General features: G+C 59.1%; 19 protein-coding genes. 6 read left to right on the top strand and 13 right to left on the bottom strand.

Annotation, left to right across the window (positions count from 1 at the left end):
• Positions 1-48 precede the first annotated feature (48 nt).
• From glgP to AB4N43_RS01685, 6 genes are all read right to left on the bottom strand, one after another.
• Positions 49-2,550: an alpha-glucan family phosphorylase gene (gene glgP / locus AB4N43_RS01710; RefSeq protein WP_460152941.1), complete on the bottom strand. Its 2,502-nt coding sequence runs from the start codon at positions 2,548-2,550 to the stop codon at positions 49-51.
• Positions 2,551-2,615: 65 nt separating this feature from the next.
• A complete protein-coding gene (ppsA, locus tag AB4N43_RS01705) occupies positions 2,616-5,042 on the bottom strand; it encodes a phosphoenolpyruvate synthase (RefSeq protein ID WP_460154191.1) in 2,427 nt (808 codons plus the stop codon).
• A 228-nt stretch (positions 5,043-5,270) separates the two neighbouring features.
• Positions 5,271-7,088 carry a DNA polymerase/3'-5' exonuclease PolX gene (gene polX, locus AB4N43_RS01700; protein ID WP_460152939.1) on the bottom strand — a complete coding sequence of 606 codons (1,818 nt, stop codon included), beginning with the start codon at positions 7,086-7,088 and terminating at the stop codon, positions 5,271-5,273.
• 98 nt (positions 7,089-7,186) lie between these two features.
• Complete coding sequence (locus tag AB4N43_RS01695) at positions 7,187-7,585, bottom strand: hypothetical protein (RefSeq protein ID WP_460152937.1); 399 nt, start codon at positions 7,583-7,585, stop codon at positions 7,187-7,189.
• 62 nt (positions 7,586-7,647) lie between these two features.
• Positions 7,648-8,271: a Spy/CpxP family protein refolding chaperone gene (locus AB4N43_RS01690; RefSeq protein WP_059182942.1), complete on the bottom strand. Its 624-nt coding sequence runs from the start codon at positions 8,269-8,271 to the stop codon at positions 7,648-7,650.
• A gap of 212 nt (positions 8,272-8,483) precedes the next feature.
• Positions 8,484-9,044, bottom strand: a complete 561-nt coding sequence (locus tag AB4N43_RS01685; protein ID WP_027923127.1) for a nitroreductase family protein — start codon at positions 9,042-9,044, stop codon at positions 8,484-8,486.
• A 252-nt stretch (positions 9,045-9,296) separates the two neighbouring features.
• On the opposite strand from AB4N43_RS01685, the gene AB4N43_RS01680 reads away from it, so the two are divergent.
• From AB4N43_RS01680 to AB4N43_RS01670, 3 genes are read left to right on the top strand one after another with little or no spacing between them, the layout of a single operon-like run.
• Positions 9,297-10,145 (top strand): polysaccharide deacetylase family protein, encoded by an 849-nt coding sequence (locus AB4N43_RS01680; protein WP_460152935.1) that lies wholly within the window; start codon positions 9,297-9,299, stop codon positions 10,143-10,145.
• Positions 10,142-11,410: a putative glycoside hydrolase gene (locus tag AB4N43_RS01675; protein WP_460152933.1), complete on the top strand. Its 1,269-nt coding sequence runs from the start codon at positions 10,142-10,144 to the stop codon at positions 11,408-11,410. The genes AB4N43_RS01680 and AB4N43_RS01675 overlap by 4 nt, the downstream gene beginning before the upstream one ends.
• On the top strand, positions 11,410-13,752 hold the full coding sequence (locus AB4N43_RS01670; protein WP_460152932.1) for a serine hydrolase: 2,343 nt from the start codon (positions 11,410-11,412) through the stop codon (positions 13,750-13,752). The genes AB4N43_RS01675 and AB4N43_RS01670 overlap by 1 nt, the downstream gene beginning before the upstream one ends.
• Before the next feature lie 86 nt (positions 13,753-13,838).
• On the opposite strand, the gene AB4N43_RS01665 is transcribed toward AB4N43_RS01670, so the two are convergent.
• From AB4N43_RS01665 to AB4N43_RS01640, 6 genes are read right to left on the bottom strand one after another with little or no spacing between them, the layout of a single operon-like run.
• Positions 13,839-14,081, bottom strand: coding sequence for an acyl carrier protein (locus AB4N43_RS01665; protein WP_027923123.1), 243 nt, complete (start codon positions 14,079-14,081; stop codon positions 13,839-13,841).
• Positions 14,082-14,092: 11 nt separating this feature from the next.
• Positions 14,093-15,208, bottom strand: a complete 1,116-nt coding sequence (locus tag AB4N43_RS01660; RefSeq protein WP_027923122.1) for a dihydrolipoamide acetyltransferase family protein — start codon at positions 15,206-15,208, stop codon at positions 14,093-14,095.
• A 47-nt stretch (positions 15,209-15,255) separates the two neighbouring features.
• Positions 15,256-16,242, bottom strand: a complete 987-nt coding sequence (locus AB4N43_RS01655) for an alpha-ketoacid dehydrogenase subunit beta (protein WP_027923121.1) — start codon at positions 16,240-16,242, stop codon at positions 15,256-15,258.
• The gene (pdhA, locus tag AB4N43_RS01650; RefSeq protein WP_460152929.1) at positions 16,239-17,222 is read right to left on the bottom strand and encodes a pyruvate dehydrogenase (acetyl-transferring) E1 component subunit alpha; all 984 of its coding nucleotides are present in this window, start codon (positions 17,220-17,222) and stop codon (positions 16,239-16,241) included. Before pdhA ends, AB4N43_RS01655 begins: the two co-directional genes overlap by 4 nt.
• A complete protein-coding gene (gene acsA / locus AB4N43_RS01645) occupies positions 17,219-18,982 on the bottom strand; it encodes an acetate--CoA ligase (protein ID WP_460152927.1) in 1,764 nt (587 codons plus the stop codon). Before acsA ends, pdhA begins: the two co-directional genes overlap by 4 nt.
• 31 nt (positions 18,983-19,013) lie before the next feature.
• Entirely contained in the window at positions 19,014-19,901 is an 888-nt protein-coding gene (locus AB4N43_RS01640) for a universal stress protein (protein WP_059182937.1), read from the bottom strand.
• Between the two features lie 260 nt (positions 19,902-20,161).
• On the opposite strand from AB4N43_RS01640, the gene AB4N43_RS01635 reads away from it, so the two are divergent.
• On the top strand, positions 20,162-21,214 hold the full coding sequence (locus AB4N43_RS01635; RefSeq protein WP_027923117.1) for a phosphotransferase: 1,053 nt from the start codon (positions 20,162-20,164) through the stop codon (positions 21,212-21,214).
• 21 nt (positions 21,215-21,235) lie between these two features.
• On the opposite strand, the gene groL is transcribed toward AB4N43_RS01635, so the two are convergent.
• Positions 21,236-22,852 (bottom strand): chaperonin GroEL, encoded by a 1,617-nt coding sequence (gene groL, locus AB4N43_RS01630; protein ID WP_460152925.1) that lies wholly within the window; start codon positions 22,850-22,852, stop codon positions 21,236-21,238.
• Positions 22,853-23,162: 310 nt separating this feature from the next.
• On the opposite strand from groL, the gene AB4N43_RS01625 reads away from it, so the two are divergent.
• Both AB4N43_RS01625 and AB4N43_RS01620 read left to right on the top strand, forming a co-directional pair.
• Positions 23,163-23,660 carry a BCAM0308 family protein gene (locus tag AB4N43_RS01625; protein WP_460152924.1) on the top strand — a complete coding sequence of 166 codons (498 nt, stop codon included), beginning with the start codon at positions 23,163-23,165 and terminating at the stop codon, positions 23,658-23,660.
• Positions 23,661-23,742: 82 nt separating this feature from the next.
• Positions 23,743-23,982 carry a hypothetical protein gene (locus tag AB4N43_RS01620; protein ID WP_228758754.1) on the top strand — a complete coding sequence of 80 codons (240 nt, stop codon included), beginning with the start codon at positions 23,743-23,745 and terminating at the stop codon, positions 23,980-23,982.
• The last annotated feature ends 18 nt before the right edge of the window (positions 23,983-24,000 follow it).

The raw sequence follows: 24,000 nt of genomic DNA, 5'->3' as shown, positions 1-24,000 counted from the left end.
CTTCCAGCTGAAATACATTGAGATCGGTCGAGTGAAGACGGGTCAGCGTCAACGTTGCCATGCAATAAGTGCATTTTCCGCTGGCAGAAAGGCGTCTGAGTGCCAGGCGCGTACCCGAGGGGTGTAGCCATCCACGGGCCGCGTGGCAGAGACAGAGATGGAAAAGATATAGCCTTGAATGGCGCCGGGAATGGGCCCGACAGCGTTCATCGGCAGGCATTCTGCCGGGTGTTCATCGTATGGGGCGGCATAGAGTTCCACCCTTACCCACTCCGGTGCGATCTCCCCCAGATAGACCGGCACGCTGATGTACAGCCGCTCGCCGTCGTGTTTCGCATCGACCGTGCCGAAATGAATGTTGTCCCATCCCAAGGCAACCGCCTTCTGCCAGGCATGAAGCGCACGTGCGAGCTCGGCCTTATCCTTGCTACGGCGTCGGAAAGCCTGGATCGCCGGTTGGTAACAACCGTCCAGGTATTCGAGCAGCATGCGATTGCTACTGAATTGCGGCCCCAATTGCGACATGCTGGCGCGCATGCGTTGCACCCATCCTCGTGGAATTCCCTGCGTGTCGCGCATGTAAAAGGTGGGGACTACTTCTTCTTCGAGCAAGCGGTACAAGCACTCGGCGTCGGCGACATCGTCGCTGGGGGCGTCGTCGCCGATCGCCCAACCGCAGGTGGACTGGTACGCCTCCGCCCACCAGCCGTCCAGTTGGGACAGGTTCAGTCCGCCATTGACCAGAACCTTCATACCACTGGTGCCGCAGGCTTCCCATGGTCGTCGCGGTGTATTGATCCAGACATCGACGCCTTGCACCAACTGTTGGGCCAGTTCAATGTCGTAATCCTCCAGGAACACGACATGCCTTCGTAGATTTGGACGATGAACAAACTCCATCCATGCCTGGATCAGCTGCTTGCCCTGCTCGTCATTGGGATGGGCTTTACCGGCGATGATCAGTTGGACCGGTCGATGTTCATCGGTTAGCAGGCGACTCAGGCGCTCCGGGTCATGCAGCAACAGATTCGGTCGCTTATAGTCGGTGAATCGCCGCGCGAAGCCGAGCGTCAGGCAATTGGGATCGAGCACCTGCGCGGCTTCTTCGACGTGCAGCGGTGACTCGCCACGTTGTCCAAGATGCCATGCCAAACGGTGACGCGTGTAATGCACCAAATCGCGGCGTTGCTCGGCGGCCATCGTCCACAAGGCCCTGTCATCACTGTTGGAGACCGTCCCTGAGAGAGACTCCACCGTGCCGAGCCAACGTTCCTTGCCACAGGTGCTGGTCCACAGGTGATCGGACCACACTGAATCCCAGGATGGCACATGGACGCCGTTGGTAATATGCCCTACGGGTATCTCTTGAAGCGGCCAGCGTGGATAAAGATCACTGAACAATCGACGGCTAACCTCGCCATGCAAACGACTCACGGCATTGCACTGGGCGCACCCACGCAATGCCAGAAAAGCCATGTTGAAAGGCTCATCGTCGTTCGCCGGATCACGCCGGCCCAACGCAAGCAGTTCGCGCAATGAAATGCGACAGTCTTCGAGAAACTCGCGCGCATACTTGTAAATAAGCGCGGGTGGAAATGAGTCGAAACCCGCAGCCACTGGCGTATGCGTTGTGAATACATTACCCGCACGCGTTGCCCACCACGCCTCCCAGAACGATGTTCCCATCTTGTGCATAAAGCGACGGGCACGTTCCAGCACAAGCAGTGCGGCATGACCTTCGTTAAGGTGGCACACGTCCACGTCGATCCCCAGTGCGTCGAGTACCGCCCAGCCACCGATGCCGAGCACCACTTCCTGGAGCAAACGCATTTCCGAGCCGCCGCCGTACAACTTAGAGGTGATACCGCGATCGGCGGCACCGTTGCGCAGATCGTTACTGTCCAGCAGGTACAGGCGCGTACGTCCGACAATGGCCTGCCAGATACGCAAATACAAAGTGCGACCGGGAAGTTGCAGCACGATTTTCAGCCAGGCCCCTTCATTTCCGATGGTTGGCTGAATCGGCAGGCTGGTGGCATCGTTGTAAGGATAGGCCTCATGCTGCCTGCCTTGCGCGTCGATGTATTGCCGAAAATAGCCTTCCTGATAGAGCAAACCCACCCCAAGGATTGGAGCACCCATGTCGCTCGCCGTCTTGAGGTAATCCCCTGCAAGCACACCGAGTCCGCCGGCATAGAGCGGAAAGGCCTCACTCAGACCGTACTCCATACTGAAATAAGCGATACGCGCCGAATCGCCAGCCGGTTGCCGCTGCGCATACCAGCCTGAGTCGTCGAGATAACTCCGATGCTCTGCAATGGCGTGCGCCAGTTTCTGCGAGAAATGGGCATCTCGGCAGAGTTCGTCAAGACGCTGCTGCGAAGCATTCTGCAGAATCATCCACGGATTATGGGTGCGCTCCCAAAGTTCTGGGTCAATCGATTTCCACAGGTCGTCGAGTGCATGATTCCAGGTCCAGCGCAGGTTAAGCGCGAGCTCGGTCAGTGTGCAGAGTGGCTCCGGCAACTCACGTGGCAAGAAGGCATACACGTCGACACCTCAATGTAATCGGCAGTTTTGCGGATCTTGATCAGGCGGGCCATGCGGCAACGGCTTTACGGTGTGCGATTAAGTGACAGGCGCTTTTCCACCGCCAGAACATGCCGAGTCGTGGCGAGCACTGCATCCGGATTGAGGCTTATCGAGTCGATGCCAATTTCCACCAGAAATTCAGCCATCTCGGGATAGTCAGACGGCGCCTGTCCGCAGATACCGGAGTGGCGGCCGTTGCGTTTTGCTCCCTCCACCGCCAGACGAATCATCTGTTTCACTCCCGGATCGCGTTCATCGAAATCGAAGGCGACGATTTCCGAATCGCGATCCACGCCGAGCGTCAATTGGGTCAGGTCATTGGAGCCGATGGAGAACCCGTCGAACAGTTTGGCGAAGGCGTCGATCAGGATGACGTTGTTGGGGATCTCGCACATGACGTAGACCTCCAGTCCGTTCTCTCCGCGCTTGAGGCCATGGCTGGCCATCGCTGCCAACACCTTTTCACCCTCCTCCACTCTGCGGCAAAAAGGGATCATCAATTTGACGTTAGTCAGGCCTATCTCGTCGCGCACCCGCTTCATTGCCGCGCATTCCAGCGCAAAACCTTCGGCATAGGCACTATGGGTATAACGGGACGCCCCACGAAAGCCGATCATCGGGTTGTCTTCTTCCGGCTCGAAATACTGACCGCCCAGCAGGGTCGCGTATTCGTTGCTTTTGAAGTCGCTCATGCGCACGACGCAGGGTTTTGGATACACCGCCGCCGCAATTGTGGCGACGCCTTCGGCCAAGGTCTTGACGAAAAAGTCCGCAGGATCATTGTAAGCAATACTCAGGGCAGCGATTTTTTCGCGTGTCGTGTCATCCACCTTTTCCGGGTGTACGAGCGCCATCGGATGCACCTTGATGTACTCATTGATAATGAATTCCATACGCGCCAGACCAATGCCATCCACCGGTAGCGAGGCAAGACTAAAGGCCTGATCAGGATTGCCCAGGTTCATCATAATCTTTGTTTTTGGATGTCCCAGCTGGCTGAGATCGGTGTGCTGAATGTCAAAATCCAGAATGCCTTCATAGACGTTTCCGGTTTCGCCTTCGGCGCAGCTAATGGTGATCGGTGTGCCGGTTTCTATTTTCTCTGCCGCGTTTGCGGTTCCCACGATGGCGGGAATGCCCAGTTCACGCGACACGATGGCGGCGTGACAAGTACGGCCGCCCCGGCTCGTCACAATAGCCGCTGCGGTCTTCATGACAGGTTCCCAGTCGGGTGCCGTGGTATCTGAGACCAGCACCTCGCCCGGTTGGAAATCACTGAGATGCTTGGCATCGTTGATGACACGCGCCTTGCCGGCGCCAATTCGGGTACCGACCGCCCTGCCCTTGAGCAGCACTGTTGATCTTTGCTTGAGATGGTAAATCTCAAGCACGCTGCCTTTCTTTTGCGACTCCACCGTTTCCGGTCGCGCCTGTACGATATATAAGCGGCCATCGATCCCGTCTTTGGCCCATTCCATATCCATGGGCTTGTAAAAACCGGCTTTGCTCGAGTAGTGGTTTTCAACCTTGATGGCATAGTCGGCCAGCACCATCACATCCGCATCAGAGAGGCTAAAGCGGGTTCGTTCTTCGTGGGGCGTGTCAATATTCTCGGTGTATTCCACCGCGATATTGCCGGTATTGAGCGTGTCGGTAAAAATCATCTTCTTTGCTTTGCTGCCCAGGCTGCGCTTCAAGACCGCCCGATAACCCTGGAGAAAGCTGGGTTTGTGCACATAGAAGCTGTCGGGGTCGATTGTGCCCTGCACCACATTCTCGCCAAGCCCCAGCGCGGCATTGATGAAGACGACATCCCTGAAGCCTGTTTCCGTGTCCAGCGAAAACATCACGCCACTGGCCCCGATATCGCTACGCACCATTTTCATGACCACGACGGCGAGATAGACCTTGTAGTAATCAAAGCCATTGTCGTATTTGTAGTGAATGGAGCGGTCGGTAAAGTTGGATGCCAGGCAACGTTTGTAGGCATCAAGCAGATCATCGTCACCGGCAATGTTGAGATAGCTGTCGTTCTGCCCGGCAAATGAGGCCTGCGGCGAATCTTCAGCGGTCGCCGAGGAACGCACTGCCAATGAAATGTTTTCGCCGTATTCTTTTTTGAGTTGGGCATAACTGTGCAAAATCGCCGTCTTTAGGTCTTCCGGCAATGAACAGCCATATACAATCGCCCTCGCCTTTTCCCCCCGCGCCTGCAAATCCTTGATGTTGGCGGGGTCGAGTCCGTCAAGTGCCGCATGCAGAGGCTGCCAGGCCCTATTGTGATCAAGTACATAACGATACGCCTCAACGGTGATGGCAAAGCCGTTGGGGATGCATACCCCCTCAGTCGTGAGGTTCTGGTACATCTCTCCCAGCGAGGCGTTCTTGCCACCCACCAGCGATACATCGTTGATACCCAGCTCTTTGAACCAGCGGATATGTGAAGGCATCACGATGTTTCTCCATTGGATGGGGGAGACTTTGTCGGCCGTTTCTACTTCATACAAAGCTTTATGGCTTGATGCCGTCTGCGTGTGTTGATCTAGATCAATTTGCGTCTTTTGAGCAGTAATAGCGGGGAGTTTCAGCCCCCTTTTTGATTTATGCAGAAGGTGTACCTGGACACCAACTGGCCCCGGACCCCGGACCCCGGACAACAAGACTGTCAACGGCTGATATCAGTTTTGTGCGCTTTGCGGTCGACCACCGCCATCCCGTAAAAACGACTTGAGTGAGGTCAGCGAACGGGTATTGAGCACATCGTGTTTTTCCAGCCAGGCTCGGCGCGCCTGAGCGACCCCGTAGCGCAAATAAGAAAAATCCGCGGTGCGATGGGCGTCCGAATTGATGCTGATGAGCACCCCTTGATCCTTGGCGTATTGGCACTGCAGGTCAAACAGATCCATGCGCTGGGGTTGCGAGTTGAGTTCCAGGCAGCAACCACGCTCAGCGGCTGCCTTGATGATTGCAGGCAGGTCCATGTTCAGAGGCGCGCGTTCATTGATCAACCGACACAGGGGGTGTGCCAGTATGCTGAAGTAGCGATGATCCATGGCCCTGAGCAGGCGTTGGGTTTGTTGATGCAGCGTCAAGCCGAAATGACTGTGGACGGCGCCCACCACCAGATCCAGGCGCCCCAGAATGTCGTCCGGCAGATCCAGGCGCCCGTCTTCGAGAATGTCGACCTCAACACCCTTGAGCAAGGTTATGCCCTGCAAACGGGCATTGAGCGAATCGATCTGGTCGATTTGCTTCAACAATCGATCAGTGTCCAGACCATGGGCCACCCTGAGGGACCGGGAGTGGTCGGTAATTGCCAGGTATTCCAACCCGGCTTGCTGCGCCGCCAACGCGATCTCTTCCAGGCTATTGCCGCCATCCGAGTCACGGGTATGAGCATGCAGGTCACCTTTGAGGTCGCTCAACTCAATCAGCCTCGGTAAACGACCTGTCAGTGCCGCCTCGACTTCACCGCGATTTTCGCGCAGTTCCGGGGTGATCCATACCAACCCCAAGGCCTGATAAACCGCCACCTCGGTGGTATGGGCCACGCATTCTGCGGCCTTGAACACCCCATATTCATTGAGTTTGAGCCCCAACTTCCGGGCCCTCTGGCGAATCGCGATGTTATGCGCCTTGCTGCCAGTGAAATACACCAGAGCGGCGCCAAATTGCGCCGGTTTTACAATACGCACATCCACTTGCAGGCCTGAACCCAGCACGACGCTGGCACGCGTGCGCCCTTTAACCAACACGGTGGAAATCTCCGGGTGCTTGAGCAAGTGTGCCGTGACGTTCACAGACGGCGCTGCGGCCACGAGGATGTCGATATCACCGACGGTGTCGCGCATGCGACGCAGACTTCCGGCCACCGTTGCTTCCTCGATGCCCGCAAGCTGCTGCAAGTATTCGATCAGCCGGCGCGCCACGGGCTCCACAAACGCCAGCGGCAAACGGTGTTCTTTTCCGATCCCCTGCTGCGCGGCACTTAACAGCCGCGTTTCCATCTTTTCGCCGAAGCCGGGCAGATGGCGGATTCGCCCCTGTCGAGCCGCCTCGCATAACTGCTGCGCGGTTTCGATCCCCAGATCGTGATACAGGTGCCTGACACGTTTGGGGCCCAATCCGGCGATGGACAGCAGTTCAACCAATCCGGGCGGTAATGTCGAACGCAACCGCTGGCGCAAAGCACAATTTCCGGTGGTAACGATTTCGTTGATCTTGCCTGCCAGATCAACTCCGATACCGGTCAGTTTGGGCAGTGGTTCGCCACGCGCGATGGTCTCCGCGAGCTCGAAGGTCAACGCCCTTAACGTGCGCGCCGCATTACGGTAGGCCCGGATCCGAAAGGGGTTGGCGTCATCGATTTCCAGCAGATCAGCAATTTCGTCAAAAACCGCGGCAATCTGATCATTGCCAATCACCTGCCAGTCCTTGAGCGAGGCCGATAGCAAGGCGGGTAACGGTTCCTGAGACGGTACGGCGGTGAGCTTCATTGCAAGAGCCCGTCCAGTGGGATGAAAAACGCGCGTCTGAGCGTTGATATTGACTCACGATCTGACTCCAGACCGGCGGGCGAGCCCCGCTCACCCCTTCAGCGTATGCGGCCGGGGGGGGTCGCGGGAACCATGCGCCACGCTTCAGGGCACTGGCGCACATAGGGGTAATAGCCTTTGGCAGAGTCGCAGTAATACCAATTGGGCGGTGACTGCGCGGCGGGCGGTGCAGCCCCCGTGGTTGCGCCGGGAGGGAGGATTGCTGGCGGCGATTCGATGATCACTGTAGGTGGATTGGCCGGGTAGTAGTAAGTCGGAGCGGGATAGTAATAAACCGGATAGGCAGGGTAGTAATAAGGACCGGGAATACGCGCAGCTTCCCAACCGAGGCCCAGTCCCAGGCCTATGCCCCACCAAAATGCCCCTGCACTGCCGTGATGCGAGTCGGCATTGGCCGGTAAGGCCAGGCTTGTGACAATCAGGATGATCCCTGTCAACGCGCACCGTCTTACCGTGTCGAGGTTCATGATGTTCACCCAATCGAACAGTGAGTCAGCGCCTACTTCAGGTCTGTTTGGTCCTGGTCGCCGTCCATTTGCGGTCTTGGCATGTGCATTTGCATCGGCATCTGCATTGGCATCTGCATCGGCATTTGCATTGGCATCTGCGAACCGTCATAGCCAGCATTCCTGTGATGCATCGCTGTCCAGAACAGGTCGAATATGGTTTTCTGTTCAGTTCCCAGAGCGTCATAAAACGTTTTGGTACGCACCTGAGCAGCATCCAGACGCACCAACTGCGCCTGCATCCAGTTGGTTTCTGCGCGCAGACGCTCTATCCCTTTTGCCATTCTTTCCGGCGTCGTTTCATCAAGAGGCGCTTGCTTCGCGCTCGCCATCTCGTTGCGCCGGGCCTTGTCCTTTTCCAGTTGCTGATTGGCATCCGCGGTGACCCCGGTAGCCCATGTCTCCCAGGCGGGCATTTGCTCCGGCTTGAGATTGAGCTTGGCTTTCAGTTTATCCAGGCTCCGCTGCGTATGTTTGACCCAATCGAAGTCCTGGAAATGATGGGTCATGCCACCTTGCGGTGACAGGGGTGGGTTGGCGAAGACGCTGCTGGATGGCATCAAGAAAACACTCGCCGCTATCAACATGCATTGTCCGATCACGCTTGATTTGTTCATTTCAGCTCTTCTCAATACGGTGGTGGGGATGGTTCGAGATTAGGAGCCAGGCAGGTGGATAATCTGATCCACATCAGAAAACAGCCAGACAAATGAGGTTGCGGCTAGACGGTCGATAGTGGCAGCCGCCGTGTTCCCTTGGTGACGCATCGCCAGCCCATCGCAAAGCACATCCGCGTCCTCCATGTCATGGGCGGTAGAGTGTTTTGCGATCAGCCAATCCAGCGAACCTCGGGCGTCTTGTGTGAGAGGGGGCCAGGCGCAGATTTCGGATGGCCAACGATAATGGGCGCCACTGGCGTCCACTCGGCCGGCAGGCCCAGGGCATGCTTGCCATCCGGCGTATTAAGAAAGCTCTGCGCGAAACCGATCCAACAGGTGGCAAGTCCTTCTGCATAGGCGGCGAGCATCAGATTCTCGGCAGCCAGGGCACAGTCTTCGACGATCCAAGGACTCGGAGCATTTCCCGAAATCAGGATGAGTGCAGGTGCGTGATAGAAGATCTGAAAGTTTTCGTCATTGAGCAACGTATGGAAGTGCTCGGAATGGAAGCCAGCGGGCATCGTCTTGAGCATGTGCGCTTTCGCTTCACGGGAGATTCGATCCAGCAGTGCCTGATCGCGAATCACCGTGAAAGTCCACGGTTGTTGGTTCATTGCGCTGGGCGCCTGGGCCGCGGCACTGATTAAACGCCGCAGGACGTTCTCATCAACAGCTTCTGTCGTGTATTCACGCGCCGAGCGCCGGCCGGAGATTGCCTTGTCGATGTTCATGAGTGCATACCTGATAAAGGGCCGTCTCATAAGGTTGTCCACCCGCATGGACCTGCTGTTGATTTAGATCAAATCAAGGCGGAACCCGCCTCTCGTTTCGTCAGACAACTCGCGCACGTCTGAACGACGCCACGTCGCGCGAACTTGATCTGCATCAGATGAACGCTGTGCGCTCACTGCACACTGGATTGGCCGGGTTCGCTCTTGCGAGACGGGCAACGCGGGAGAAATGGCTCGCGCAGGAGCGCTGACATGTATGGAAAAACCCTGGTACCTACCAGAAGCAGCGCCGCGCTGCGGTTTCTGATACGCGCCGTGTTGGTGGGCGCTTGCGCAGTGGCCTGGGGCGCGGACGACGCCGTGCTGAGGGTCGAACCGCGCGTCACGATCCTCGTTTACCACCGTTTTTCGGACACAGCAGACGACTCGATGACCGTGCGCATGAGCACCTTCGAATCGCAATTGCGTGTCCTGCGCGAGCGTGGCTACCACATCGTGCCGCTGCGTGAAGTGGTCGACTGGCTACGCGATCCCGAGGCAACGCTACCGCCCAAGCCAGTGGCGATCACCGTCGACGACGGCCATCGTTCGGTATACGAAAAATTGCTGCCGGTGATGCTGCGAGAGCGGTTCGCGGTCACGCTCTTTATCTACCCCTCGGCGATTTCCAACGCGTCCTATGCCATGACCTGGGAGCAATTGCGTGCACTCAGGCAGACCGGGCTCGTGGATATTCAGTCGCACACGTTCTGGCATCCCAATTTCAACGTCGAGCGCCGACACCGTTCGCCAGCAGATTTCCAGCAATTCGTTCACACACAACTCGACAAGTCACGTCGACGTCTCGAGTCGCAAACCGGCGCCCCTGTCGACATGCTCGCGTGGCCGTTCGGTATCTACGACGACGAATTGATCACGCTCGCCGCCGATGAAGGCTATATCGTCGGTTTGACCCTGGACGCGCGCAAGGCCGACCGGCACGCACGGCTGCTGGCACTGCCACGCTTTCTGATGACCGACGCCTATGGCGCCAACACGTTCGCACGCCTGCTCGGCGAACCGACCACTCAGCCAGTGCCCGCCGCAGGGAGCGCGCCATGACCTTGACCCGCGTCTTGAGGCGTTTGGCGATCCCGATGTTGTTCGTCGTCACGGCTTTGCTGGCTGTTCAAGCCTTGGCCTTTACCGGTGTCGTACTCGACTCGAGCACTCGTCATCCGGTGGCTGGCGCGACCATCACGACGTTGGCCGGTGTAACCCACACCAATGAGCATGGGCAATTCGAGACGGCTCACGCGGCACGGAGCGTCGCGGTTCGCGCCCCGGGGTATCTGCGCACCGAGGCCAAGCTGTCCGACGAGACGCCTGTGACGCTCACATTGACTTCGTTTCGTCCGAAAGCGGTTTACCTGTCGGTGTTCGGCATCACCAGTGCGACCTTGCGCAACAGGGCCGTCAGCCTTGCCGACCATACGGTGATCAATGCACTGGTCATCGACGTCAAGGGCGACCGCGGTCTGACGCCCTATCGCAGTGCCGCGCGCGAGGCAATCGGCGCAGCGGCCCGCGTGACCACCCGCGTACCACAGGCGCAGGACTTTCCTGCGCTGCTGGCCAGGCTGCATGCACAACACCTGTACCTGATCGCGCGGATTGTGGTGTTCAAAGACGACCCGCTCGCCGACGCGCATCCGCAGTGGAGCGTGCACACCGCCGACGGACAACCCTGGCGGGATCGCGAAAACCTGCAATGGATGGACCCGTTTTCCCACGACGTCTGGCAGCACAATCTTGATGTCGCCGAGGAGGCGGCGCGGATGGGCTTCGATGAGATCCAGTTCGACTACGTGCGCTTTCCCGACAAGAGCGGGCTACGCTTTGCCCTCCCGAACACCCGGGCCAACCGGACTGCGGCGATTGTCGAGTTCCTGCAGGCCGCACGCACACGGCTCGCACCCTATAACGTCTTCATCTCGGCGGACATCTTCGGCTACGTCTGCTGGAACCTTGATGACACCGCGATCGGCCAGCAGATCGAACTGCTCGGCGCGGCGCTCGACTATATTTCTCCGATGTTGTACCCCTCCAGTTTCACGTGGGGGTTGCCGGGCTGTACCAACCCGGCCGCCGCCCCCGGCCAGATAGTCCGGCGTTCCCTGGCGGAGGCCATGCAGCGCACCGGCCTGCCGGGCGTGCGCTTTCGTCCGTGGTTGCAGGCATTTCGCGACTACGCGTTCGATCATCGCCCGTTTGATGCGGCGGCGATCAAGGCGCAGGTTGACGCCGCCGACGCAGCCGGCACTGATGGGTGGATGCTATGGAACCCTCGCAATCACTACGAAGTCAGCGACCTGCCACAGCGTTGATGGGTGCGCTGAAGCACTGGACGCTGCTGCTCGGCATGGCGACGGCGACGCAGATGACGAGTGCCAGCGATCTTGATGCGCCGACACGCCTGCAAGCCGCACAGATCGTCGACACACAGATTGCCGCCGGACGACTTCCAGGTGCCGTTGTTGTGATCGGGGATTCCACACAGGTGCTGTATCGCCAAGCCTTCGGACAACGCATGACGACGCCCTCCCCCGAACCGATGACGCTGGACACCGAGTTCGATCTTGCGTCGCTGACCAAGGTCATCGCGACGACCACGGCGATTATGCAACTGGCCGAAGCGGGCCGCCTCGATCTGGACGCACCCGTTGCCCGGTATTGGCCTGCGTTTGCGATGCAAGGCAAAAACGCGGTGACGGTGCGTGAGCTGCTTGCCCATACCTCCGGGCTAGCGCCAGACTTGCCTGCGCGGCCCCCGCAGCCCGGCCGGAAAGCCGTATTGAGTGCGATCGCGGCGCAGCATCCGCGCAGCGCGCCCGGTGAACGCGTGCTCTACAGTGACCTGAATTTCGTGGTGCTCGGCGAGCTGGTCGAGCGCATCACTCACCTCCCGCTGGACGCGTATTGCCGTGTTCACATCTTCGGCCCGCTCGGTATGCACGACACGGTCTTCATGCCGGACGCCGGTCGAGCGGCACGCAGTGCACCGACCATCGCCAACAAGGCCGGCATCCTTCGCGGGCGCGTGCACGATCCCACGGCCCGCTGGATGGGCGGCGTTTCCGGTAACGCGGGGCTGTTTTCCACCGCGGACGACCTCGCCCGCTTCGCGCAAATGATGCTCAACAACGGGCGCGCAGGCTCCGTGCGCATTCTGCGACCCGAGAGCATCGCCGCACTGGCGGCGGCGTCCTCACCGCTCGCGGCCGTGCCGTGGCGCGGCCTCGGCTGGGAACTGGCCGCACCACTCGTGCAGAATCATGACCGCCTGCCGCCGATTGGCGTCATCGGCCACACGGGCTATACCGGTACGGGCCTATGGATCGATCGGGTCACACGCCAGTTCATTGTCATCCTGACCAACCGTGTGTACCCGGACGACCGCGGTGATGCTCGCCCGCTTCGTGCGCAGCTGCTCGCGTTACTGGCAAGCCGAGCCGTGCCTGTGAGTGCTGCACAGATCGGTCGGTCGTTGCCGTCAGCCTTGCCGGCGCTGCATGAAGCCAATCGCCTGCCGGCCTCGACCGGCCCAGTGCAGACCGGCATTGACGTGCTGGAAGCGCAGCGGTTTGCGCCGCTCGCTGGCCTGCGCGTGGGGTTGATCACCAATCGCAGCGGTTTTGACGCCGAGGGCAGGCGCACCGTCGACGTACTCGCGCATGCGCCAGGCGTCACGCTGGCGGCGCTGTTCTCGCCGGAACACGGGCTTGATACCGATGTGGATGAACGGGTCGGTGACACCCGCGACGCGGCGACGGGCCTCACCGTACACAGCCTGTACGGCGCAACGCAGCGTTTCCCGGTGGGGTCACTTCGTGGACTCGATGCGCTGATCTTTGACATACAAGACGCCGGCGTGCGTTTCTTCACCTATGAAACGACGCTCGGCTACGCGCTGGAAGCCGCCGCGGCGCGAGGCATTCCATTGTTTGTGCTGGATCGGCCCGATCCGCTCGGTGCACAGCGCTTCGGCGGTCCGGTGCTGGATAGCCTCCGCGAATCGTTCACGGGCTATTTTCCTGCGCCGCTTCAACCCGGCATGACGGTCGGTGAACTGGCGACTCTATTCAATCGCAATAAACACATTGGCGCGGACCTGCGCGTGGTGCCGATGCAGGGCTATCGACGCACAATGACGTTTACCGACACCGGTCTCGGTTGGGTGCCGCTATCGCCGAACCTGCGCACACTGTCCCAACTCGATCTGTACCCGGATGTCGGATTGCTCGAAGGCGCGAATGTGAGTGTCGGGCGCGGCACGCCGCATCCGTTCGAGTGGATCGGCGCGCCGTGGATCGACGCGACCCGCCTCGCAACCGCCCTGAATGCGCTGGATGCCGGCGCGCATTTCGCGCCACTCGACTTCGTCCCCACCGAGTCCACCTGGCGCGGTCAACTCTGTCATGGGGTGAGTATTACGCGCGACGCAGCTTCCGAGCGGCGCCCCGTGGCAAGCCTGGGACTGGCACTGCTCGCCACATTGCACCGGCTCTATCCCGATACGTTCAAGCTGGCGGCAACGCGCGGTTCGATCGGCTCGCAAACCGTGTGGCAAGCGATTCACGACGGTGCTACACCGGATGCAGCGCAAGCACTCGACGCTGCGGCGCTTGCGCGCTTCGCACGACTGCGGCAGCAAAACCTGCTTTATTGAGTGTGAGTACGGACGTCAATCCCTGTGAGTGAGAGCCTCCATCGTGCAGCCCGCAATCGCTGCCGGGCGGCCACTGTTCGGGACCTTCATCCCTTTTTCCCCAGGTAGGTGATGAGTTTGTCCAGGGTGTCCACTTGCTGGTAATCGCTTTCAGGAATTGCAATGCCCAGACTGCGGTTCAGCGCTTCGATGAAACGAAGCCAATCCATGGAATCCAGATCAACCTCTTCGCGTAGCGACCGATCGGGTCGCAGCTGCTCGATCTCAAGTTCCGGGGCAATGCCTTTCAAGGCTTTCCAGACTTCATCGCGGATCATGTTCGGGTTCATGTGTCCTCTCCTCAAAGCGCCTCTGGCGTCTGCAACAAGCGTCGGACTTCGCCCAGAAAACGTGCGCCGTAGTGACCGTCGCTGACTCGATGATCGGCGGACAAACTGCTAATGACCGTCGGCATCACACACAACTGGCCGTCTTTCACCCAGGGCCGCTCAGTGATCCGACCGAAACCGACCAAGGCCACCTGGGGCGGATAGATCACCCCTAATACGCTGTCCACGCCCTGATCGCCGAGTTGAGTGACCGTCATGCCGGCGCCTCCCAGCTCGGAGCTGCGCAGGGATCCGCTGCGGGCGCGCTCGACCAGGCTGGCCAGTTCACTCATTAACTGCGTCAGGGAGGTGTCCGCCACATGATGCAGAACCGGGGCGACCAGGCCCCCCTGGCGCAAGGTGATTGCCACCCCAAGGTCGGTATCGAGTGCGGGCTTGAAGGCGTTATCCAGCCAGAAACCATTGAGCTGCGGATACTCGCGCAAGGCCAGCGCCACCGCCTTGAGCAGCAAGACGCTGGGCAGCAGGCGTTCCTGAAGTGTGCTTTGCGCATTGTGTACCTGCAGCCACGCCATGACGTTATCCAGGGCGATGGTTTCGCTGAGGTAATAATGGGGAATCTCGCGTTTTGATCGGCTCATGGCTGCGGCGATGGCGTGCCGCATGGCCTGATCGGGGTCTGGAGGGTGCGTCACACGGGCAGCGGTCTCGATGTCCTCCAGGGTAATGACACCCTGTGGACCATGGCCTTTTACATCACCGGCACTGACCCCTAACTCGGCAGCACGCTTGCGCGCCGCTGGAGAAACCCGCGGGCGCCTGCCCGCCGGGGCTTGCTCTTCGATCAGCAGAGGTGCCGCTGTCGTTCGTCGTGCACTTTGCGGATTTTCGCCCGGTTCCAACAATCGGGCGATGGCGGTACCGACCGGTACTTTGGCGCCGACATCGATCAGCAGTTGCGACACCGTGCCGTCATGCCAGCACTCGACATCGATGGCGGCCTTGGCGGTATCGACGACGGCAATCACCTGACCTGGCTTGACCACATCGCCCGGATGGACTTTCCACTCCAGCAACGTGCCTTCATCCATATCAGCCCCCAGAGAGGGCAACTTGAACTCGATCATCGTTTACCCTCCGCGTCTGATACTCGAACGCGCCATTGTCATTGCGCTCACCCGGATGTCCCCTGGCACAACTCATGAGCGGCCGCGACGATCGTCGACACTTGTGGCAGGGCCGCCTCTTCCAGATGCCGGGGATAAGGGATCGGCACCTCGGCGCTGCACACCCGTGCCGGTGGAGCATCCAGCTCGAAAAAGCCTTGTTCAATGATCCGCGTAATGATCTCGGCAGATAGGCTGCCGCTGCGCCATCCCTCATCGACCACCAGGGCGCGACGGGTTTTGCAGACTGAAGCCATCAGCGTCTGGTCGTCCAGAGGGCGCAGGACCCGCAGGTCGATGACTTCGCAATCAATGCCCTCCCCGGCCAGCACCTGCGCTGCCTCCAGGGTTTTGCCGAGAGTGCCGCCATACGTGATCAGGGTCAGGTCCTTGCCGGCACGGCGTACCTTGGCAGAGCTGATGTCCACTGCCTCCCAATCGCCCGCATCACCCTCCAGGTTATAGAGCTGGGCGTGTTCGAATATCAGCACCGGGTCTGGGTCCAGCAGCGCGGGCCGGAGCATGCCGCGCGCATCTTCGATGGTCGCCGGAGCGAGGATTTTCAACCCGGGAATATGGGCGTACCAACCCTCCAGACTGTGCGAGTGCTGCGCTGCAAGCTGGCGTCCGGCACCGGTCGCCATGCGCACGACCAAGGGCACGGAGAACTGTCCGCCGGACATGTGCCTCAAGGCGGCCGCCGTATTCATCAAAGGATCGAGTGCGAGCAGACTGAAATTCACGGTCATGATTTCGACAATCGGCCGCATGCCCCCCAATGCCGCCCCTATACCGGCGCCCACAAAACCCAACTCGGACAACGGCGTGTCTCGAATGCGCTCGGGGCCGAACGCCTCAAGCAACCCCAGGGAGACGGCATAGCTGCCACCGTAGCGACCCACGTCTTCGCCCATCAGAAATACCCGTGGGTCCTGCTGCAGCGCCTCACGCATGGCCTCGCGTAGCGCTTCGCGATAGGTCATGCGAATGCTCATGGCGCCACCGTTGGGGTGTATACATCAAGAGACAAATCCTCGAGTGGCTCCAGGCGACCGCTTTCGGCATACGTCACGGCGGCTTCCACTTCCGCGTCCACCTGGGTCAGGATCGCCAGAAATCCGGGCTCGTCCAAAAGGCCTTGCGCCTTAAGCTGTGCACTGTACGTATGGATCGGCCCATGGGTCTTCCATTGCTCCACCTCGTCCTTGTCACGATACAGCTGCGGGTCGAACATCGAGTGGGCACGAAACCGATAGGTGCGAAACTCCAGAAAAAAAGGCCCACGCCCTGCGCGGATGTGTTCAACCGCATCACGAGCGGCTTCATACACCGCGATCACGTCCATGCCATCCACGGACCGGGTATCAACTTTGTAGGCCGAGGCTTTCGCACACAGGTCAGTTTGCGATTGCGAACGGTCCAGGGCAGTCCCCATCGCATAGAGGTTGTTTTCGCAGCAAAACAGCATCGGCAGCTGCCACAATGCCGCCAGGTTGATGGACTCATGGAAGGCCCCTTCCGCCATCGCGCCTTCACCAAAAAAACCGGCACAGAGACGCGATCCACCTTGCATGCGTTCAGCAAGCGCCAGGCCGACCGTCAGTGGCAAGCCACCCGCCACGATGGCATTGCCGCCGTAGAATCGCGTAGTGGCATCAAACAAATGCATAGAGCCGCCGCGTCCCCGCGAGCATCCTTCCTGGCGCCCATACATCTCGGCCATGATGGCTTTCATGGGGACGCCCTTGATCAGCGCGTGGCCATGTTCGCGATACGTCGCGACCACCGCATCGTTGGCGGCCAGCGCATGGAGCACGCCGACCGCTACCGCTTCTTCACCAATGTACAGGTGCAGGAAGCCACGAATCTTGCCCTCCCCATACAACTCGCCAGCCCGCTCCTCAAGACGGCGGATGCGCACCATGTCACGCAGCAAATCGAGCGAAATGTCCCGGGAACGCGGTGGTAGGCTCATGACGGGCTCTCCATGCTGGACGTATCGCCTTCAGGCAAACCCAGTTCCCGGGCCTTGAGCAGACGCCGCATGAGTTTTCCGCTACGGGTGTGCGGAAGCACCTCCACAAATTCCAGCTCCTTGGGCGCAACGACCGCCCCAAGACGCTTGCGTCCATGACCGAGCAACTCGTCGTGCAGGGCCGGGCTGGCAGTGAAACCCCGCTTGAGTGAAACAAAGGCCTTCACGGTTTCGCCCAACAGCGGATCGGGCTTGCCAATCACCGCAGCCTCGGCCACGGCCGGGTGTTCCATGAGGGAGCTTTCAACTTCGAACGGACCGATCAGGTGACCCGCCGACTTGATGACGTCGTCGCTGCGACCAATAAACCAGTAGTAACCATCGGCATCGCGACGCACCAGATCGCCGCTCAGGTACCACTCACCGACAAAACAGTGGCGATAACGCTCCTCCTGTCCCAGGTAGGTACGGAACATGGCAGGCCAAGGCTGTTTCAAGGCCAGATCACCGACCTCGTTATCGCCCAGGAACACCAATCCGCCCTCTTCACCTCGTACGACGATGGCCGCCTCGACACCCGGTAGCGGTTTGCCCATGGACCCCGGTTTGATCGGCATCGCGACCGTGTTGGCAATCATGATGCCGCCGGTTTCGGTCTGCCACCAATTGTCGTGGATCGGCAGCCCAAGCACCTCTTTGCCCCACCAGACAGCCTCGGGATTGAGCGGCTCGCCGACACTGGCAATAAACCGCAGACTCCGAAAACGATGGCCGCGCGCCAAGGCCTCGCCTGCTTTCATCAGGAGGCGAATGGCCGTCGGAGCGGTATACCAGACTGTCACTTGTTGCTTCTCCAGTATCCGGTACCAACGCTCAGCATCGAATTCATTGCCCTCGACCACACTGGTGACGCCCAGCAACAACGGGGCAAAGATCCCATAGGAGGTGCCGGTCACCCAACCCGGATCGGCGCTGCACCAATAGACATCGTCGGGGTGCAAGTCCAAGGCGTATTTTCCTGTGACGCGGTGAGTCAGCGCCGCGCCATGGACATGCAACACACCTTTTGGGGTGCCCGTCGTGCCGCTGGTGAAGTGTAAAAGTGCGGGGCTGTCGGCGGTCGTATTGGCAACGGTCAAGGCTTCCTCTGCCTGCGCCAATAGTTGATGCAAATTAAGCGTCCCCTCGATAGGCGCCGTGTCCCCGCCATTTTCGTCATACAGCAGCACATGCTTGAGTGCCGGCAAACGCTCACGTATGGCCGCGATCTTGCGCCGGTAGAGGGTTTCACTGGTCAGCAACACACTGCCTTCGCCAAGACGCATACGGGTTTCGATGGGCTCCGGGCCGAACGCACAGAACAATGGCGACACCACGCAACCGAGTTTCAGGCCGCCGAGCACGCCCAGATAAAGTTCCAGCCCCCGGCCACAGAGGACAAATACTCGTTCGCCGGGCATCACGCCCAGTTTTTTCAATACATTGGCAAATCGATTGGTCAGGAGGCTCAGTTGGGCGTAGCTGATGTCACAACTGCCCCCATTGCGGTCAAGAATGCGCAATGCGGTATGCCGTCGATGCGCACCCTGCGCATGCCGATCCACGGCCTCATACGCGAGGTTCAAACCGCCGCCCGGCAAACCGGCCAGAGCACGGGCTTCCACCTGCCAGGAAAAGGCGTCCCGAGCTTGCACGCTATCGAGCCAGTTCGGCGCTAGCGGCAGGTTGGACAGGGTTTTCTTAATGATCGCCGGATGCATGATTGCCCCCTTGAGTCGTCATCGGTCCGTCCTAGACCGCCAGGACGCTGCAGGGCACCTGATACAGAATATGTTCGGTCGTGCTGCCCAGCAGTTTCTCCATCCCGTGGTATTGGACTCTGCCCATCACGATCACATCCACGTTGTGCTTGTCGGCGAACTCGCTCAGCGCCGAAACGGGATGTCCCAGAATGAAATGCCGACGGTTGGCAGGCACACCGTACCGACCGGCGAATGTCAGGAACGATTTTTCCAGTTCCTTGCGCAGCCCCTTGGTCAGCTCCGACAGTTTCAAGCCACCGCCCAATTCCTCCAGGTAGTCTTCCGTGATGTCATAGGCATACAACAGGTGCAACTCGGCATCACACTGTATGGCGAGGCTGGAAGCCTGTTGGATAATCCGGTCATTCAATTCGCTGTTCTCGGGCCCAACCGCCGAAGCATCAACCGCCGCCACGATCTTGAGCGGCAAGGCATGGTGCGCCCCACCCACCAGATAAACCGGTACCGGACAGTGGCGCAGCAAGTGCCAGTCCAGGGGGGTGAACAACGTGCGCTTGAGCGCTGATTCATGTTGGATTTCCTTAATCAACAGGTCGGGTTGCAACTCCTTGACGTGATCCAGGATGTCTTGCTCCACGTCATCCGCCCACGCCACCTCGGTGGTCACCTCGACCCCTTTGGCACGCAGTTGTCTGGCCTGGTCTTTCAGCCAGTCGCGATGGTCCTGCAGGTAACGCTCCCGAGCCTTTTCCCGGTCGCCTTCTTCAAGCAGCGGCAACAATTTCAACGTCGGGATCAACGCCGCAATATGCAGACATGCACCGCTGGCCTTGGCGAGCGCTGCTGCATGGTCGATTGCCGGAGAATGGCGCAGCGCCAGGTGGATGATGAGTAACAACCGTTGATACTGGCTCATGGTCTGACTCCAGGCAGAGGGCTTCAACGCTTGCCGCTGATCCTCGCGGAGCTCAGACGTTGCGTCGACGCCGGACCCAGTACCAGCGTTGATTCAGGTTGCTCCGCTGGAATGTGCCAGACGTTGATAAATATCAAAAACCGGCGTGAAGCCCACAAGACGCGCAGCCTTTCATTCCACCGCACTTGATCAATATCAATCGGAGCAGGCCTTCCCTTCTTCACACTGCCGAAAAGTCCGCAGACGGCGTGGAGGCGAGAATGAACAACCTGCAAGACGAGGTCATTGCCTTTCTCTCCAGGCCGTCCAGCTACGGCACGTCAAACCAGCCCGTGGAGCGTATCGAGACCCATGGTTCGGTGATTTTTCTGCAGGCCAACCGCGCCTATAAACTCAAACGCGCCGTGGCGTTTGCCGAGCTGGATTTCCTCAGCCTGGAAAGCCGGAAAAACGCCTGTCAGGCAGAATTGCTACTCAATCGACGAACAGCACCGACGCTGTATTTGAGCGTGTGTTCGATCAATCGCCAGGCGGATGGCCAGTTGGCGCTCGATGGTGGCGGACAGGTGGTTGACTGGCTCGTGGTGATGCGCCGTTTTGCTCAGAATCGGCTGTTTGACCGCATGGCCATTGAAGGACGTCTGACGGAACCGATGATGGAACAATTGGGGGGCGAGATCGCTCGCTTTCATGCCAACGCACACATCACCCCTTCTTTCGGTCGCATCCCGGACCTGTACGAAGAAATCGAGAAAAACCATCGGGAAATGTCGCGTTATCCACCGATCCTCGACCTTGCGACAGTCACCGCGATTGCTCATGCCTCCCGGAACCTGCTGGAGTCGTTGAACGGCTGCCTTGAAGATCGCCGCCATAAGGGCCGCGTTCGCCGTTGCCATGGTGATATGCGTTTGGCCAATATCTGCCTGCTCGACGGTACGCCGACGCTCTTCGATGGCATCGAGTTCAGTGAGCGGCTTTCCTGTATCGATGTGCTCTACGACCTGGCTTTTGTGCTGATGGACCTGCAACACCATGGGCTGAACAGGCTGGGGGCGCGTCTGTTGTCCAGTTACCTCAACCACAGTGATGTGCAGGAAGATTGCAAACCCTTGGCGTTTTTTCTTTCTTTGAGGGCTGCTACGCGCTGTTTCTCCCTCGCGGGTGCAGCGCTACGTCATGTCGATCCGGCCAAGCGATACGAGAAGAAGGAAAAAGCGGTCCAGTTGATGCACCAGGCACTGAGTTACTTGCACGGCGAAAACCCGATCCTCAATCACCTGGCAATGACTGAGGCGTCCTCCTATACATGAGCGCTACCCACCACCGGATTTTCATTCAGGAAAAGATGGCTGGGCGGGTGATTCCTTTTCCGGAATATCCGTCATGGTCGCCTCGGTCAGCAGCAAGATACTGGCGACTGAAACAGCATTTTCGAGGGCAATCCGCACCACCTTGGTCGGGTCGATGATGCCGGCTTCGTACATGTCGACATAGCTATTGGTGGACGCATCGAAGCCAATATTCCCTGGCTCCGCAAGCATGCGCGCAACCACGACGCCGGCATCCACGGCCGAATTTTCAGCGATGAGTCTGGCCGGGGCTTCCAGCGCCCGGCGAAGAATCTGCAAGCCGGTCCCGGCATCGCCCTCATAACGGGCTTCTTCGGCCGCAATAATCGGGACAGCCTTGAGCAACGCAAGCCCGCCACCCGGCACAATGCCTTCGGCGATCGCCGCCCGGGTCGCTGAAATGGCATCGTCCAGCGCATCTTTGTGCGCCTTCATTTCCGCTTCGGAAGGCGCCCCGACACGGATCACCGCAACACCACCCGACAGCCTGGCCAGTCGTTCCTGAAGCTTTTCCCGGTCGTAATCGCTGGTCGTACTGTCTATTTGCGCACGGATCTGCTGCAACCGAGCCTCGATGGCCTCGCGTGTGCCGGCGCCCCCTATTAACGCCGTGCTGTCTTTTTGCACCACGACTCGATGTGCACGCCCCAACTGGTTCAGTTCCACCTGTTCAAGGGGGACGCCCAGCTCGTGGGAAACCACGGTTGCCCCCGTCAGAACGGCCATGTCCTGAAGCATTTCCTTGCGCCGATCACCAAAGCCCGGCGCCTTGATTGCCACTGCTCGCAGAACACCGCGTATCTGGTTGACGACTAGCGTGGTCAATGCCTCACCTTCGATATCGTCCGCGATCAAAACCAGGGGTTGCCCGCTTTTAGCGACGAGCTCAAGCAAGGGCAGCAAGTCTTTGAGTGCACCGATCTTGTGGTCACAGAGCAGCAGGTAGGCGTCATCGAGTTCGACCTGCATCTTCTCGGCGTCGGTGACGAAATAGGGTGAGACATACCCCCGGTCAAACCGCATGCCTTCCATGACTTCGACCACTGTTTCGGTGGTTTTGGACTCCTCGACACTGACGACGCCTTCAACGCCGACCTTTTCCAGGGCGTCTGCCACCAGTTGACCGATGACGGCATCGTTATGCGCTGACAGCGTGGCGACCTGAGCCTTCTCCTTGGGCGTGCTGACGGGACGCGACTGGGTGGCGAGGGATTCGATGACCAACAAGAGGCCACGATCCAGGCCGCGCTTGAGGTCGATCGCACTGGCACCCGCGACGACGTTGCGGATGCCATCGGCCAGGATGGCATGGGCCAACACCGTTGACGTACTGGTCCCGTCCCCTACCGCATCACCTGTGCGTTCGGCCGCCTGACGCAGCATTTGCGCGCCGAGGTTTTCCTCGGGGTCGAGCAGGTCAATGCGTTTGGCGATCGTGACGCCATCATTGCAGACCGTCGGATTGCCCCACTTATTCTGGATCAGTACCGATTTTGATTTCGGCCCCAGCGTCACACGCACGGCGTCCGCCAACTGTGTGGCGCCACTCAGGATTTTCTCGCGAGCTGCAGCACGAAACACGATTTTAGTGTGAGCCATCAGGGTGCTCTCCTGGCCAGTTCCATAACAAGTGCGTTTTGGCAGCTTCTATGAACTGGCCCGTGCAACGTTGACTTTTATCAACAAACTCACAACGCCACCAAGCCCTCGGCCGCCGCAAAGAATGCGCGCGCCGTAGGGATGACCGACTGTCAGCTCACGTCCCGGAATTGACACAGATCAATTCGCGCCGCCAGAAACCGAGTCCAAATGAAGGTGTGTGTTGAGCAGGCTGAAAGGAGAAGGGATCTGTTTTTGGTCTCGGTCACAGGTGAGATCTTTTTCCATTTGATGTGTGAGGAGAAACGCCATGGACAAGTTTCAGCAGAGTCAAAAAAGCAAGCTGTTCAAAACATCCACTCATGACCCCTATTGCTTGCAGAAGGTTGAAGGTTCAGCCATCTGCCCGCAGTGCGACGCGGTCTATCAAGCCGGAAACTGGACCTGGAAACACCCTGAAAACACGGTCGTCCATAACGCGCAAACAGCGACGTGCCCAGCCTGTCGGCGCATCAATGACAACATGCCAGCGGGGACGCTTACGTTATCGGGCAGCTTCTTGCTCAAGCATCGAGACGAAATCATCCGCCTGATCGAAAACACCGAAAAAAAGGAAAAAGCCGAGCATGCCCTGGAACGCATCATGGACTTGACCGATTCAGCGGGTGACCTGATCGTGACCACGACTGGCATTCATCTCGCGAATCGCCTGGGCCATGCACTGGAGGCCGCGTTCAAAGGGAACTCTGATTACCGGTACGGCGACAACGAGTATGGCTTGAGCGTCGACTGGACACGTGACGAATAGAACCGGGCGCGGTTGTCTCAACAGGGAAAATGGAGGGGGACCAGGACACCCCCGCTCACCTTCTTGTGCTACCCGAGGGCGTATGAATATGGCCATCAATGAATCAGCCCTGCAGCCTGCAGCCAACCTTCAATCGACCAATGGCAGCATGGCGTTGTTTTCTGAAGCCGACCGTCTGAACGATAAAGCCTACGCCCTGTTGGACGAGCCCGTTTCGACGCACACCATCCATAAATTTACTGAAGCAAAAAAACGGGCGGATGAAAAATACCGACAAGCCTGGCAGGAATGGCGTCATACCAAGGGCAAAAACGCCCGATGACAGCACGTGAAGGCTTGA

It is taken from the genome of Pseudomonas sp. S2_B07, assembly GCF_054668435.1.
The sequence above is the reverse complement of the archived record's forward strand: the minus strand, read 5'-3'. Positions and strand labels throughout refer to the sequence as shown.